Source organism: Mycobacterium sp. TY814 (assembly GCF_030755175.1).
GTDB lineage: Bacteria > Actinomycetota > Actinomycetes > Mycobacteriales > Mycobacteriaceae > Mycobacterium.
The window spans coordinates 420,858-435,750 of sequence record NZ_JAUFRY010000003.1; the positions used below are offsets into that span (position 1 = coordinate 420,858).

Genomic DNA, 14,893 nt, shown 5'->3' on the forward strand with positions numbered 1-14,893 from the left:
GCCAGTCGAAGCTGCGAAACTGCGCAATCACCTCCACTAGCGCATCACCGGACTGGATCGATCACTGCCGTGCACCGCGTCCACGATTGCACCACCCGTTCGGACGGTTTCGCGATTACCGCCGGTTCACTCGGCGGCGACACATCGAGCAGACCGTGCCGGCGGCAGAAGTCGTCGTTGTATATGGTGTCGAAATAGCGCAGCGGACCGTCGGGAAAGATTGCGGCGATGCTGGTGTCAGCTGGATGAGTGCGGGCTGCCCAACCAGCGACCAGCGCCACCGCGCCAACACTCCATCCGCCGCTGGAATAGTAGGTGCTCGCCAGCGCGCGACACGCCCACACCGCCTCGGCCGGAGCTACCCAGTGCACCTCGGCAAAAGCCGGATAGTCCACGTTGCGGGGATAGATGCTCGAGCCCAGTCCACGCATCAACCGCTTCGGAGCCGCCGGTTGCCCGAAGATCGTCGAGCCGACAGTGTCGACACCGATCAACTTCAAGTCGGGGTTGAACTTGCGCAATACCCGTGCCACCCCTGCTGAATGGCCCCCGGTACCCACTGAGCAAACCAGCACGTCTACTTTCCCCAATTGGTCGTGCAGTTCGTAGGCCAGCGGCCGGTACGCATCCACGTTATCCGGGTTGCTGTACTGATCGGGATTCCACGCCCACGGATCAGCGGCCATCAGTTCAGCCACCCGATCCTTGCGAGCCTGTTGCCACCCGCCGGACGGGTGCGGGCTGGTCACCACCTCAATGCCCACCCCGTATGCGGCAAGCATGCTGAGCATGATCGGCTCCATGCCAGGATCGGTGACCAAGGTCACCGGGTGCCCGTGCACCTGCCCCGCCAGTGCCAGCCCCAAACCCAAAGTACCGCTGGTTGATTCGATAATCTGCGCCCCCGGCAGCAGGTCGCCGCGTGCCCGGGCACGTTCGACCATGTGCAGCGCGGGGCGGTCCTTTATTCCGCCTGGGTTGGACCCCTCCAGCTTGGCCCAGAAACCCCGGTCCTCGTTGCCGAACGGGGCCCCAACCCGCACCACCGGCGTGTTGCCGACGAGAGTGCGCGTCTGACGGGATCTGTCGCTGGTGTGGGCCCACCTTTCCGCATGCACATGCGACGTGGTTCGCCGCCCTGTGCTCGGACGCCGCGACCGGTGGCACTCGGCGGAATCATTGGACAGCTCTAAGCGCTCGCAGCTTTCTACAGACAAGAGATTGGTCATTGATCGTCGCTTTCGCATACGGGCCACCATGGGCGGCCTTTGATATCGGTCAGGTGTCAAGCGCCCGTTGTGGCCAAGGGGACAACGGGCGGTCGCCGACCGATCAGCGACGAGCCGTACAGAACCGCGTCAGAATGTCTTGCCCGGAGAGCACGGACGTAAGCAAGCTCGGCGGTCCCCTGCCCGCCGGCGCGACAAAACCGGCCAGCATCGCAGTGATAACGACAGCCACGGCCGCGACCCCGACCTGAACCAGGCCGGTCGACGGGCGTGGCACGATAGCGGCCACAACGTCGTTGTCGCGGTGCGTGAATGAGCCGTTGCTCAGGTGCGCGTGGTCGGCATTCACCGAGAACTCACCACCCACCGAGGACAGCAGCGCATGCGGTTGGTGCGGCGCACGGGTCTCGCCATGCAGCCACGCGTTGTGCCCGAGGAGGCTAAGCAAGACGACGACCATCGCCGCGGCGATCCATGTTCGGCGGCGCTTCGACCCACCGGGGGCCGGGGGCACTCGATAGTTGACTGGCGAGGGAACCATCAAGAGCCCTCGCCAGTCATCCTTCGGTACCACATACCCGTAGAGGGTACCCGCTCTCTCGGGTCGGTACAACGCAGTGGCGATTGCAGTTTGGTCGCGGGCGGACATGTCAGCCGATGGCCGGCCAGCGCGGCACCATCGCAGGGCGTTCCAGGAACCGGGAATCGGGCACCACGCCGGCTATACCGCGTCCGCCTGAACCTGACAGCGGCAGTCCACCCAGCATGCTTCCCGGACCGTCGGTGGCAGCCAGTGCGGCGCCGGGACTGGTGCCCGCCAAGGCCGTTGCCGCCTTGGCCGGTATGGCGGAAGTCCAGCCCTGAGGCACCGATAACGATCCGACCAGTCCGGCCCGACCCACACTCGCCGACACCGCCGCCCCACTACCTGCCAAACCCGTTGGTCCAAGCGCACCGGAACTCACCCCTTCGGCGATCGCGGGCGCCAATGCGGCGGCGGCGGCCGGAAGCAGGCCTTTCAACTTTTCTGCCGTCGACAGTCCGGCACTGGCGATCCACGCGCTGGAGCTCGTCAACGACAGCAGTGGGGTGAGCGAGCTCAGCCCCGAACCCGACACGAGCGGCGAGGCCAGCTGTTGCAACGCCGCAGGCAGCGCAGAGGTCAGTTGAGCGAGTGCGGCCTGCGCGTCCGTCACAACGGAATTCCCGACGGCCTGTGCGACCGCGGCGCTCTGCTCGGCCAATCCTGCTGGATTGGCGATCTGCCCCGGTGAGGTGAACGGTGTCAGCCGTGACGCGGCCGCGGCGGAGCCGGCGTACCCGTACATCGCGACGGCGTCCTGGGCCCACATCTGCGCATACTGACCCTCGACGGCCGCGATCGCCGGCGCGTTCTGCCCGAAGATATTGGTCGCGACGAGCGTCATCAACAAACTGCGGTTGGCGGCGATGACCGGCGGCGGCACCGTTGCCGCAAACGCCGCCGCGTAGGCGCTCGCGGCAGCACGGGCCTGATCGGCCGCCTGCTCGGCACCGGCGGCGGTGGTGTTCATCCATGCCACGTACGGGGCCACCGCGGCAGCCAGCGACATCGAGGCCGGACCGTACCAGGATAGTGCGGTCAACCGCGACATCGTCGCTGCGTAAGATGCTGCGGCCGAGCTCAATTCAGCCGCCAGCCCGTCCCAGCCGGTCACAGCGGCCAGCATCGGCCCAGAGCCGGGGCCGGAATACATTCGGGCGGAGTTGATCTCCGGTGGAAGCGCCCCGAAGTCCATGGGTGTATCCCCTTCAGATTTTTCTGAGTGTGCCGCAGACCAGCGGTCGTGTTGAGGCGTTAGGCCGCGGCGACCACTGGGTCGTTGGTAAGCCATTCGTAAGTGGCGGTGGCTTGGCCTGCCCCGCAGTTGGGCGGGTGAGTCGCCATAGAGATTGAGGCTCAGCGGCGTTGAGGGTGCCGATGATGCAATTCATGAGATCGCCGCTTCGTGGGGCCGCGACGAGAGCGCGGACGTTGACGTGGGCCAGAATTCGCCACCCGTCGTGGTGTCGCACCACGGCGGGGGCTGAACGTCAGCGTCGAGCTAAACAGAACCGGGTCAACAAGTCCTGACCGGACACAGCTACAACGGACGTCCTCGGCGGACCGCGTCCGGCGGGTACGACCAGCCTCGCCAACCAATCCTTGACGACAGCTACGGCCGAGAAGACACCGAGCAGCATGAGAACGGTGGCCGGCGGCTTCGGAAGCGCAGCGATCGCCAAGAGCTTGGAGGACTTGCAAACTGACTTGCCGTCCAGGAGCACTTGCTGATGAGCCCCGGTGGCAATCTCCGCGCTCGCCGGCGCCAGGGACGGCTTCGTCACATGTACCGGCTGAGCGGCGGACCGCAACGGAACACAGTGGCCGACTACGGCCAGCAGCGCCACCGCGACTGCCAGCGCCGCGAGAAGCAGCAACCGCGCAGGCGTACCGGCCCCGAATCGTCGGATATCCGACCACTCCCGGACTCGGCTCATACCCCCAGAGGGTACACCATGCGGTGGCCATATTGAACGAGCAACGACCTCTTGCCGTAGTTCAGGTGACATTGGCCCCTACCCCTCGGGGGTATAAAGGCGGGACAGTGATTGCGCATCGGCCACGGAGCCGGAGCCGGGTGTGAGCGAGGTGAGCAAGTTGGCAACAGGGTACGGGCAGGTAGCCAGTGGCCACTGGGTTGCAGTCGCTATCGGAGCCACGGAGCTTGCGATCCTGATCGCGATGGCAGTCACCAGCAGGCGGCGTGAGCTGCGACGGCGGCACGCGGTGGTCGCGCTGATCTCAGCCAATTCGCAACCCGGCCAGATGCCGGAGCAAGCCGACGGTCCGCCCCGCCGCTGTTGGGGATTGATCGCGGAGGCGGTGATCGCCCGGGAACGGATGTCCGGGCATATCGACGCCGCCACCTATCAGGCACGGATGAGCGCGCTGGTGTCCGGTTCCTGACTTCTCTTCACCGCGTCCGATCGTGCTATCGAAAAGGAGTTCCTGATGTCGAATACCGACGTTGCCGTACTGGCCGGCGGAGCGCTCGCGATCGCGGCGCTGGCGTGGTACTTCTTTGGGCCGCGCCGCGCACACACCACTGCGGTCAGCGACGGCGTGCAGCGGGTCCAGATTACGATCCGCGGCGGGTACAGTCCCAGCGTCGTCCAAGTGCGACAAGGCATTCCGGTACAGATCTCGTTTGATCGCCAAGAGACCGGGGATTGCAGCTCGCTCGTGGTATTTCCAGACCTGCAACTGTCGGCTGCCCTGCCCGCGCACCAGACGACCACCGTAACCTTCACTCCACAGCGGCCAGGCTCGTTCGAATTCTCCTGCAGCATGAACATGATTCACGGCACGCTGGTGGTAACCCCCAACGACCAGGCCGCACCCATCGACGAGTCGGATAATCGCAGCACCACAACGTCTTCCGCGAATCCAGGCGCTGGCGATCAGCCCGCGGCAGCGGACACCGCAGCCATCCAGGCGCAGGAGCGTCGCGCCGAGATCGCCGATCTGACGCGGCGGGTCGCGATGGGTTCGGTGCTCACCGCACCCGTGCTGTACGCGGTGATGGCTCACCCGTTAGGTGGTCGCTGGGTGCCCGAGGTGCTACTCAACCACTGGGTGCAGTTGGCGTTGATCACGCCGGTGATGTTCTACGTCGGCTGGCCGATCCACCGGACCGGCTGGCTGGCGCTGGCCCACCGCAGCGCCGACATGAACAGCCTGATCACAATCGGCACCGGCGCGGCCTATGGCTACAGCCTGCTCGTCACCATCGCCTCGACGGCTCTGCCACCTGAGGTTCGCGACGTGTATTTCGAAGCCGTGGGAGTCATCCTCACGCTGATCATGCTCGGCCGGCTACTGGAGGCCCGCGCCAAAGCCGGTACCGGCGAAGCCATCCGCGCCCTACTGGGCCTGCAGGCCCGCACCGCCCGTGTCGTCCGCGGCGGCGACGAGATCGAGATCCCCCTCGATCAGGTGGTGGTCGGCGACGAGATCCTCATTCGCCCCGGTGAAAAAATCCCGGTCGACGCGACCGTGACCTCCGGGCAGTCTGCTGTCGACGAGTCCATGGTGACCGGCGAATCGATGCCGGTCACCAAACACACCGGCGACGTGGTCATCGGCGCGACCATCAACGCCACCGGGTCATTGCGGGTGCGCGCCATCAAAGTCGGCGCCGACACCATGCTTGCCCAGATCATCCGCATGGTGCAGCAGGCGCAGGCGTCCCGGGCTCCGATCCAGCGACTGGCGGACGCGATCTCGGCCTACTTCGTACCGGTCGTGATGGCGACGGCCATTGGCACTTTCGCGGTGTGGTTCGTCGCGGGGCCGCCGCCGGCTTTGACGCAGGCACTGGTGGCGGCGGTGGCCGTGCTGATCATTGCCTGCCCATGCGCGCTCGGCCTGGCGACCCCGCTGTCGATCATGGTCGGCACCGGCAAGGGAGCCCGGGCGGGGATTCTCATTCGCTCGGCAGAGGCGCTGGAAAGCGCCCACAAGCTCGACACCGTCGTGCTGGACAAGACCGGCACCATCACCGCCGGCAGGCCGGCGCTCACCGATGTCCACTCGATCGGAACGCTGGACGAGAACGAACTGCTTGCGCTGGTCGCTGCCGCCGAGGCAGACAGCGAACACCCGATCGCCGGCGCGGTCGTCGCCGGCGCGCGCGCCCTGAGCCTTGCCATCCCCACCGCAACCGAATTCATCTCGATTACCGGCAAGGGAGTCCGAGCGACCGTCGCCGACCGCGTCGTTCTCGTCGGCACGCCGACCTTGCTTGCCGAAAACGACATTGCGACAACACAACTCGAGCAGGTCAGTGCCGATCTCGCCGCGGCGGGCAAAACCCCGATCCTGGCCGCGGTCGACGGGCGTCCCGCCGGGGTGATCGCCGTGGCCGACGTCGTGAAGGACGATTCCACGGCGGCCATCACCGCATTGCGCAAGCTCGGTTTGCAGGTGGTGATGATCACTGGCGACAACACCCGGACCGCCGGCGCCATCGCACGACAGGTGGGGGTCGAACGGGTGCTGGCCGAAGTCCTGCCCGAACACAAAGCTGACGAGATTCGCCGGCTGCAGTCCGAGGGCCGCAGTGTCGGCATGGTCGGAGACGGCATCAATGACGCGCCCGCCCTGGCTCAGGCCGACGTCGGCCTCGCGATCGGGACGGGCACCGACGTCGCCATCGAGGCCGCCGACATCACGTTGATCTCCGGTTCCCTGGCCGGAGTGGTCACCGCGATCCGGCTGTCACGCGCCACCATGCGCAACATCCGGCAGAACCTGTTCTTCGCCCTCGTCTACAACGCCGTCGGCATACCGCTGGCGGCGGGTGTGCTTTATCCCCTGCTGGGGATGCGGCTATCACCCATGATCGCGGCCGCGGCCATGGCCCTGTCATCGCTGTCTGTTGTCGGCAATGCCAACCGGTTGCGCCGCTACCGTGCCGACCCGCTGCCTCCGGCCGAACAGTCGAAGATCGATCGGCGGGTGGAAACCCATGCCGCCGGCCAGCAATTGGTTGCTCACCACCGCTGATGAGTGACTCTGCAAAGGGTTCCCGTCCCCGTTGGGGTAGCTAGAATCGTCAGATCCGGCATCGGCGCCGGCCCACCGCGAGGCATCAGGCCAATATTGCCGGCCGACGACGATTCCCGGGAGACCACATGGCAACCACGCGCGGATATGCGGCGGGTAAAGACAGCCACGCCAAGCGTTTGCGCCGAATCGAAGGTCAGGTCCGCGGCATCGCGAAAATGATCGAAGACGACAAGTACTGCATCGACATCCTCACCCAGATCAGCGCCGTCAGCAGTGCCCTGCGGGCCGTGGCGCTGAACCTGCTCGAAGATCACCTTGATCACTGTGTGAGCTCAGCGATCGCCCATGGCGGCGACGAGGCGGACGCGAAGCTCGCCGAAGCCTCCGCCGCGATCGCGCGGCTCGTCCGGTCCTGAGCCACCCATGAGCGAGGTGCCGGGGTTTCGGTCCCAATTCAGTTGCAGCGGTTCGGCAGGAGGCCCGTGAGCAACGGCGAGATCAGCTACAAAACGTTGGAGCGGGCGTTACGGCGCCGGAAGTTCGGGACGCTTGCAACGGTCGGCGGGGATGCGGCCCGCCCGCACGCCACCGAGGTCATCTACGCCATGCCGACGTCTGGGCGGTCTCTGTACTTCTACGTCACGAGCCGGACGACTACCCGCAAGGTGCGCAACATCCGGGCGCGTCCGGAAGTGGCTTTCGTCGTTCCCCTGGCCCGCTTGGTTGCCCCATGGTTCCCGCCTCGAGCGGTGCAATTCCAAGGCACGGCAGACGTCGTTGGCAGTGACGATGAGGGCGCGCGCGATGCGTTCCATTCGTCATGGTTTCTGCGCAGAATTCTGTCCACCGAGCAACGCATCGTGGCGCAGGGCGGTGACCTGTGCTTCATCCGGATCCGTCCGGATCCGGTGGTCTTTACCTACGGTATGGGTACGTCCGTGCTTCAAACCATTCGGCAGCCCAAGGATGTGGCAGGGCGGGTCGCGATTCCTTCAGAGCTGTTGTCAGACCCCTAGCGAGAGTCAACGCAGAGACGCGGCCTAGCCCGGGGGCGCCGCGCCCGCCGCGTCCTGCAGCACCTGCTGCAGCTTATCCAGCGGATCACCCTCAGTGGGGTTGAGCCGGCGTGGGGGGATCTCTCGCCCGTCGGGTGATACGGCGACCGGCAGAGGGAGCACCACCGGAGCCGGTGGTGGAGGTGGGGGCGGGGGCTGCAGGGCGGCTGCCGGCGGAGCGTTCAGCGCATTCCTCTTGTCCGTCAACCGTTTTGCCGCATCGCGTCGGATGCGTTGCCGCTGGGTGTCCGGGTCCTTATTGTCGGCGAAGCAGGCCTGCGGTGAGTCACCGACGACGGTCAGCGCGCTCGCGTAGCGTTCGTCGGCGCGTGACCGGTCACCCGCCGCCACGGCGCGGTCGCCCTGGGTCTCACGGACCAGTTCGAGGTTGACCCGTACCGGGCAGGAGTCCGCGATCGCGGTGCGGGCCAGCGCGGCGGTGAAATCTCGGTCCGCCTCGTCCAACCGTCCGTCAAGCACGGCGGCGGCGCCCGCGGCGAACGGCGCCTTGGCGGGCTCGATGACGTTGGCCACGCCGAGCACCCCCGCATCGTCCCGGAGGGCACCCGCGTCGCCGCGCTGGAAAGCCGACGCCGCCGAATCCCCGGCCACCACAACCGATATCAGTTTCGCGACGACCAGCACCACGAAGAGAACCAGCGGAGCCGAGTAGATCAGCAGCCGCCGTCGCAGCCGCAGCCGTGCCGGTCGCAGCGTCATGCCGCATCCCTCCGGGTGAGACGGTTGCGCCGGAATTCGCGAACCGAGAGGTAGATCTCGCTCAGCAGCAGTACTGCCGCGAGCAACGCGGGCAGCCAGTACAACTCGAACAGGGCGCCGGCCTCAGCGCGGGTGCCGGCGGCGCTCGGGCGGTCGGGCAGGTCCGACTGCAGGGGCTGACCGGGCTTCCGGTGCTGGTAAGGCACGACGAGCTGGCCCGCCACTTTCCGCAGTTCGGCTTCGTCGATCGCGTCGGTGCCGCCGTATCCCAGCACCGCTCCGCCGTCGACCGACCCGCTGTTGAAGTCGCCCTGCGGAGCACGCGATCCAGGCGCGCCGGAACCGAAGTACAGCACGACATTTCGCGTACCCGGATACTGCTGGGCCGCCTGAATGAGCTGATACCGCAGCACGTTGCTTGCCGCCGCGGCGTCGACGTCGAGTCCCGCATTCGGACCGCCGCGGTAGGAGTTCAGCGCGGCGATGGTGGGCCGCAGACTCCAAACGTCTTCGGAGAGTGGCCAATCCAGCGTGGCCCGCGATGTGAAGTCGATGAGCGCGTAGCGCGCCGCCGGGTACTGCTTGATGAAGGCCGCGATGTCGTCGCGCATACCTGTCATCGCGTCCGAGTCCACCGATCGATCCACGATCAGAAAGACATTGAGGTTCTCCCCGGCCGCGGCTGTGGTGCCGCCGCGGGTCTTGTCGTCTTGGAGCGCGGGGCGGGTGGCGGCGGCGATCACCAGCAGCACCGCCAGCGTCACCCCGCTCCAGCGCAGCACCGTGCGGACACGTCTGCCTCCGGCCGACAGCAGCACCTGGCGCAGCGCAACCACGCGCGCCAGCACCAGCGCGCCGGCGACAACAGCCAGAATCGGCCAGGGCAATACGGGTTGGAACGTCACCGGCGCAACCCCATCAGCGCCACCGAAAGCACGGTCGCCGAGAACAGCGCGATCGCCAGCGGCACCACCGGTTGGTCCGCGGAGTCCGCTTTGGCGACGGCGCCGTGGCGTCCCGGGTTATTGTGCGCCCGGATGTCGTCTAGGGCTCCGGACACCGATCCCGGCACGAGGTACCGTCCGCCGGTCTGCTCGGTGAGCGCGAGCAACGAGCCGCTCTTCGGCGACGGTGCCGTGTCGACCACATTGAGCTGGACCCCGGCACGCTCGGCCAGGTCGCGCACCGCACTGCCGGTGAACAGTGCGGCGCGTGGCTCCCCCGCCATGCGCAGATCCGACGGCCCCAGATAAATCACCGAACGGCGTTGCGCCCCCCGCTGCTCGAAGTGCGGGAATCCCGAAATGCACAGCGCCAGAGCATCTTCCACACTCGTTGCGTAGTCGGTGTACGGCACCGCCGGTGCGAAGGACGCCGACTGCAACCTGGGCGCGCGAGCGAACTCGCCGAAGCGTGACACGGCGTACTGATGGTCGCGCGTCAGTGGCACCAGCCGGCGGTTCACCGATGTGAGACCGATGCGTTGGGTCTGCGGCGCCGCGCCGGCCTGTTGCGCGAAGTAGTCCAGCATCTCCACCGTTGCGCGATCGGGCAGCGGCTGCCCGACACACAGCATGATGTCCTCGGGCGTTGCGGCATCGAAGTTTTCACCGGCCGCCGCCGGGCGGGACGCCGCCCACATGGCGGCGCCGAACATGACCGTCAGCACCACCAGGGTCACGATGGTCGACAGTGAACGCAGCCGGGCCACGCGGGCATATTCGGGCAACCGGGTCAGTCGTGCGATGTTGGCCAGCGGACGTAACCGCCGGCGGGCGGCGGTCATCGGTAGCACCGCGGCCAGCACGACGGCGACGACGAAGCAGCCTGATCCGACGGCCGCTACCGGCCACCACTTCAGGTCCACGAGCGGATCAACTCCTGCGCCATGGCACTCGCGTCGCCGACGTCGACGCTCGTCTCGGCGTTGAACTGCGCATCGTCGAGCAGAGTCAGCAGGGGCGCGGCCGCGTCAAGGTGCCCATCGGTCAGGGCGCCGACATGGAGGTACTGTGCCCGGGCACCGGTTGCTTGGTGCAGAAAGCTGCGTACCGTCCGGGCGATCCCCGCGCTGGCCTGCGGCGCCGACATCCGGCCGGCGCGGTGTTCGTCGGCGAGGTGTCGCACGCGGCGAGCGAAGCGGTCGCGGATCACCCGGGCGTGTATCCGTCGCATGACGGGGATGCGGCGCAACCGGTGCGATGGCAGCGTCCACACGAAAACGCCTGCGTACCAACCGATGACGGCAACGATCAGGAGCACGGCCCACACCAGCCATTGCGTTGAGTAGGGCTGCGGACCGAAGACGTGGTGCAGCAGGTCATCCGGCACGGCCGGCCACCTCGGTCAGGCCGACGAGTTCGCGGCGGATGTCGTCGCTGCCGGCGATTGTCGCGTGCGGAATCGCGCGACGGGTCAGGAACTTTGCCAGGCGGTCGCGGCGGGCCTGCTCGGCGCGGCGGTAGGCGGCGACGACGCGCGGACCCAGGTCGGCTCCGTTCAGGACGAATCGGCCGGTGGCGACGTCGTACCCGTCGGTGTTGTCCGGGCCCACTGCGGGCATGTCGGACACCATCGCCCACAGCATGTCGTGGCGCCCGCTGAGCCTGGCGAGCACTCCGTTGAGTTCCTCGTCGACATCGGGTTCGTCGGAGACCACGACGATCAGCATGGTGTGGCGGTAATGCGTTGCGACGTAATCCAGTTGGGCGGCGATGCCGCTGGGGCCGGGGCTGGTCATGGTGTGCTGGTACCAGCGGTGCAGCAGTCCCTCGACGTGAGTTTCGCCGCGGCGCTGGGGAACGTTCACCGAGCCGCGGTTGTCGCCGAAAACCATGCCGATCTGATCCGAGCGCCGCAGGCCGATCAACCCGACGGCGCCCATGATGTGGGCGGCCACGTCGCGCTTGTACTCCCCGCTGGGGGCCAGTGCCGACATGTTGCGACCGGCGTCGGCCACCAGCAGGATCTTGTGGTGCTTCTCCGAGATGAACCGTTTGATGAGCACGCTGCCCGACCGCGCGGAGGCCTTCCAGTCGATGTCGCGGACGTCGTCGCCGGGAACATAGGGGCGCAGGTCGTCGAATTCCATGCTGCGCGTGTGCGACAGGGCGTAGCGGCCGCCTTCAAGCAGTCCGCGGGTATCGGTGCCGAAGTGGGCTTTGGCCCGGTTGAGGTGCTTGCCCAAGGCGAACTCAGGGCACCCGGACGGCCCGCAGGGCGGCGTCGATCACGGTCTCGGGAGTGACGTTGGCGCTGGCCGCTTCGAATCCGAGGATGAGCCGGTGCCGCAGCACCCGGTGCGCGAGTTTGGCGATGTCCTCCGGCAATACGTGCGCCCGCCCGGACAGCACCGCCTGAGCCCGCGCCGCCCTGCAGAAGGCGATGGTGGCGCGGGGGCTGGCGCCGTACTCGACCAGGCGCGCGACCTGCTTGGGCAGCGCCCGCCCGGGATGGCGGGTCAGGTCGACCAGTTGGCTGGCGTAGAGCATCAGCGCCCGGTCCATGTAGACGTGGCGTACGACTTCCTGCAGGCGCAGCACGTCATCGAGGCTGACCACGGGCGCGGTGGGTCGTCGGGTGTCGTAGACGCCGGCGTCGATCCGCGCCATTACTTCCACCTCTTCCTCGGGAGAGGGGTAGCGCACGATCTCCTTCAGCAGGAAGCGGTCGGTCTGCGCCTCGGACAGCGGGTAGGTGCCTTCCTGGTCGACTGGGTTCTGGGTCGCGATCACCAGGAACGGGTCCGCGAGCGTGTGCACCTGACCGGCGATCGTGGTCTGCCGTTCCTCCATCGCCTCGAGCATGGCGCTCTGGGTCTTGGCGCTGGACCGGTTGATCTCGTCGAGCAGCACGATGTTGGCGTGCACGGGACCCAGTTGAGTGACGAACGAGTTGGTCGACGAGTCATAGATCTGCGTGCCGATGATGTCGCTGGGCAGCAGGTCAGGCGTGCATTGGATGCGTTGGAAGCGGCCGTGAATCGATTCGGCCAGCACCTTGGCGGCGGTGGTCTTGGCCAGGCCGGGGACGCTTTCCAGCAGAACGTGACCGCCGGCGAGCAGCCCGATCAGCAGCGATTCCCGCAGGTCAGGCTGCCCGACGATCTTTGCGGCGAACGCCTCCGAGATGGCGTCGACGATCTGCCGGATGCCGTCGAGCTCGCGCTGATCCGGTTGCGTTCGCGATGTAGTCATATGCCCGCCTTTATACCCGGGCGCCCGGCTGCCACACATCGGCTTGCTCGTGTTGATGACGGTCGCCCCGGGTATCCCTGCTGACGTGCGAGTCCCGCCGCGTGCACTGCCGGCCATCTCCCTGATCGCGATCCTTGTGCTGGCGGGGTGCTCGAATCCGCGACAGTCCGCATCCCCATCCGGGGTTCCGGCGCCGGCGTCAGGCAGGCTGGTGGCCGCTCCCGTCGCCGTGGCCCCCGATCTCGCGCAGGCACCGCTGGACCGGCCCCGCCAGGCGCTGATCCCCGACGGTTGGACGATCGCCGTCTGGGCGCGAATTCCTAAGGCGCGCTTGGAAACATGGACGCCCGACGGCGCGCTGCTCGTGTCGGTGCCGAGCCGTGGGCAGATCGTCGAGTTGACACCTGGCGCCGCACCCCGACAGTCGACGCTGCTCGAAGGTCTTGATCAGCCGCACGGCATGGCATTCGCGGGTTCGACGCTCTACGTCGCGGAGAGCGATCAGATCGACGCCTACGACTACGCCGATGGCCGGGCCGTCAACGGCCGGACCGTCGCAGCCGGTCTTCCCGATGCACGCAGCCCCGATCTGCACGGCGCCTACGCGCACGCGCTGAAGAGCGTGACCGTCGGGCCCGACGGCGCGGTGTACTTCTCGGTCGGTTCGACGGGAAACATCACGGCGCAGGACCGTACCGCGAACCCGCCCAGGGCGACGATTATGCGGATTCCGCCCGGCGGCGGGCCGGCGCAGCCGTTCGCGACGGGGGTGCGCAACGGAACCGGCCTTGCCGTCGCCCCGGACGGCTCGGTGTGGACGGCGGTCAACAACCGCGACAACACGCCTGACCCGCAGGGCCGCGTCGACGTCGGCTACGTCAACGACCATCCGCCGGAGTCACTGGCACGGTTGACGTCCGGCCGCGACCTAGGCTGGCCGTTTTGCAATCCCGACGGGGGGCCGGCGAATCTGCCGTTCGTGCCCGACATGTCGACCAACAAGGACGGATCCGCGATGGACTGCCAGGCCCTGCCGCCGGTAGAGCAGAGCATGGGCGCTCACTCGGCGCCACTGGGTTTGTCCTTCACCACCGGCGTGTTGCCGCCGCCGTATGCGGACGGTGCGCTGGTCGGCATTCACGGGTCGTGGAACCGCAAGCCGCCGCGCGCGCCCGAGGTGTCGTTCTTCCCGTGGCGCGACGGCGGCCTCGGCGACCAGCAGACCCTGGTGGGTGGCTTCCAGACCGACGACGGTTCCCGATGGGGCCGCCCGGTGGCCGCCGTGGTGGGGCCGGACGGTGCGGTGTACATCAGCGACGACGACGCGGGCGCTGTCTACCGGTTGGCGCCGCCGGGACGGTAAACCATCCCGGTGCCCGATCAGTCGTTTTTCGCCTCGTAGCGCAGCAGTACCGCGCCGCCTGGGAAGGTGCGGTTCTCCAGCAGTCGCAGTGAGATCCATGACGGCAGTGCCGGAAAGAACGGTGTGCCGCCGCCCACCGCGGTGGGCGCGATCACGATGCGATACTCATCCACCAGTCCGGCCTGCACGATCGGTGCGGCCAGCGTCGCGCCAACCACCTCAAGCCTGCCGTCGGTTTCGGCTTTCAGCTTCGTCACCACCTCGACCGGGTCGCCGCGTTCCAGGCGCGAGTTCCAGTCGACGGACTCCAGGGTCCGCGAGAACACCACTTTGGGCATGTCGCGCCAGATGTGGGCGAAATCGACGATCAGCGGGGTGGCATCCGGCGCCTTGTCGGCCGTCGGCCAATAGGCGGACATCAGTTCGTAGATCCGGCGTCCGTAGAACGACAGGGCGGTCTCCCGCTCGAAGTCGTTCCAATACTGGTGCAGTTCTTCGCTCGGTTCGGACCAGTCGATGCCGCCGTGCGCGTCAGCGATGTACCCGTCCACCGACACGTTGAAGCCATAGATGAGTTTGCCCATACAGATCAGACTGCCCTGGCGGACAAAACTCATTGCGGCGCGTTGAGTACGTGCTCCTCCGTTTGACCGGCGGGGGCGCTTCCGACGACCAGGCTGAACAGCTCCGAAGTGGCCGTACTGATTCCCACGACTTCGAATGCGCACAGCCAACAC

General features: G+C 67.1%; 15 protein-coding genes. 5 read left to right on the top strand and 10 right to left on the bottom strand.

Annotated features, from left to right (window positions below; all coding sequences use genetic code 11):
• Window positions 1-44: 44 nt before the first annotated feature.
• The 3 genes from QXH22_RS23175 to QXH22_RS23185 form a co-directional block, all read right to left on the bottom strand.
• Window positions 45-1,118, bottom strand: coding sequence for a PLP-dependent cysteine synthase family protein (locus QXH22_RS23175; protein WP_306277125.1), 1,074 nt, complete (start codon window positions 1,116-1,118; stop codon window positions 45-47).
• Between the two features lie 214 nt (window positions 1,119-1,332).
• Window positions 1,333-1,689 (bottom strand): hypothetical protein, encoded by a 357-nt coding sequence (locus QXH22_RS23180; RefSeq protein ID WP_306277126.1) that lies wholly within the window; start codon window positions 1,687-1,689, stop codon window positions 1,333-1,335.
• A gap of 190 nt (window positions 1,690-1,879) precedes the next feature.
• On the bottom strand, window positions 1,880-3,007 hold the full coding sequence (locus tag QXH22_RS23185) for a PPE family protein (RefSeq protein ID WP_306277127.1): 1,128 nt from the start codon (window positions 3,005-3,007) through the stop codon (window positions 1,880-1,882).
• An 884-nt stretch (window positions 3,008-3,891) separates the two neighbouring features.
• Here QXH22_RS23185 and QXH22_RS23190 point away from each other — a divergent pair.
• From QXH22_RS23190 to QXH22_RS23205, 4 genes are all read left to right on the top strand, one after another.
• The gene (locus QXH22_RS23190) at window positions 3,892-4,218 is read left to right on the top strand and encodes a hypothetical protein (protein ID WP_306277128.1); all 327 of its coding nucleotides are present in this window, start codon (window positions 3,892-3,894) and stop codon (window positions 4,216-4,218) included.
• A gap of 45 nt (window positions 4,219-4,263) precedes the next feature.
• On the top strand, window positions 4,264-6,819 hold the full coding sequence (locus tag QXH22_RS23195; protein ID WP_306277129.1) for a heavy metal translocating P-type ATPase: 2,556 nt from the start codon (window positions 4,264-4,266) through the stop codon (window positions 6,817-6,819).
• A gap of 128 nt (window positions 6,820-6,947) precedes the next feature.
• Entirely contained in the window at window positions 6,948-7,238 is a 291-nt protein-coding gene (locus tag QXH22_RS23200) for a metal-sensitive transcriptional regulator (protein WP_306277130.1), read from the top strand.
• A gap of 66 nt (window positions 7,239-7,304) precedes the next feature.
• Window positions 7,305-7,838 (top strand): pyridoxamine 5'-phosphate oxidase family protein, encoded by a 534-nt coding sequence (locus QXH22_RS23205; RefSeq protein WP_306277131.1) that lies wholly within the window; start codon window positions 7,305-7,307, stop codon window positions 7,836-7,838.
• A 24-nt stretch (window positions 7,839-7,862) separates the two neighbouring features.
• Here the strand turns inward: QXH22_RS23205 and QXH22_RS23210 are convergent, their stop codons facing one another.
• The 6 genes from QXH22_RS23210 to QXH22_RS23235 are packed head-to-tail and all read right to left on the bottom strand — an operon-like array spanning window position 7,863 to window position 12,793.
• Window positions 7,863-8,597 (bottom strand): hypothetical protein, encoded by a 735-nt coding sequence (locus QXH22_RS23210; protein ID WP_306277132.1) that lies wholly within the window; start codon window positions 8,595-8,597, stop codon window positions 7,863-7,865.
• Window positions 8,594-9,502 (bottom strand): hypothetical protein, encoded by a 909-nt coding sequence (locus QXH22_RS23215; RefSeq protein ID WP_306277133.1) that lies wholly within the window; start codon window positions 9,500-9,502, stop codon window positions 8,594-8,596. The genes QXH22_RS23210 and QXH22_RS23215 overlap by 4 nt, the downstream gene beginning before the upstream one ends.
• A complete protein-coding gene (locus QXH22_RS23220) occupies window positions 9,499-10,464 on the bottom strand; it encodes a hypothetical protein (RefSeq protein WP_306277134.1) in 966 nt (321 codons plus the stop codon). The genes QXH22_RS23215 and QXH22_RS23220 overlap by 4 nt, the downstream gene beginning before the upstream one ends.
• Entirely contained in the window at window positions 10,455-10,928 is a 474-nt protein-coding gene (locus QXH22_RS23225; RefSeq protein ID WP_306277135.1) for a hypothetical protein, read from the bottom strand. Before QXH22_RS23225 ends, QXH22_RS23220 begins: the two co-directional genes overlap by 10 nt.
• On the bottom strand, window positions 10,918-11,784 hold the full coding sequence (locus tag QXH22_RS23230; protein WP_065045038.1) for a DUF58 domain-containing protein: 867 nt from the start codon (window positions 11,782-11,784) through the stop codon (window positions 10,918-10,920). Before QXH22_RS23230 ends, QXH22_RS23225 begins: the two co-directional genes overlap by 11 nt.
• Window positions 11,785-11,791: 7 nt before the next feature.
• Entirely contained in the window at window positions 11,792-12,793 is a 1,002-nt protein-coding gene (locus QXH22_RS23235) for a MoxR family ATPase (RefSeq protein WP_306277136.1), read from the bottom strand.
• A gap of 55 nt (window positions 12,794-12,848) precedes the next feature.
• Between QXH22_RS23235 and QXH22_RS23240 the strand changes: the two genes are divergently transcribed.
• Window positions 12,849-14,156: a sorbosone dehydrogenase family protein gene (locus QXH22_RS23240; RefSeq protein WP_306277137.1), complete on the top strand. Its 1,308-nt coding sequence runs from the start codon at window positions 12,849-12,851 to the stop codon at window positions 14,154-14,156.
• Window positions 14,157-14,173: 17 nt separating this feature from the next.
• Here the strand turns inward: QXH22_RS23240 and QXH22_RS23245 are convergent, their stop codons facing one another.
• Window positions 14,174-14,740: a dihydrofolate reductase family protein gene (locus tag QXH22_RS23245; protein WP_306246462.1), complete on the bottom strand. Its 567-nt coding sequence runs from the start codon at window positions 14,738-14,740 to the stop codon at window positions 14,174-14,176.
• Between the last annotated feature and the right edge of the window lie 153 nt (window positions 14,741-14,893).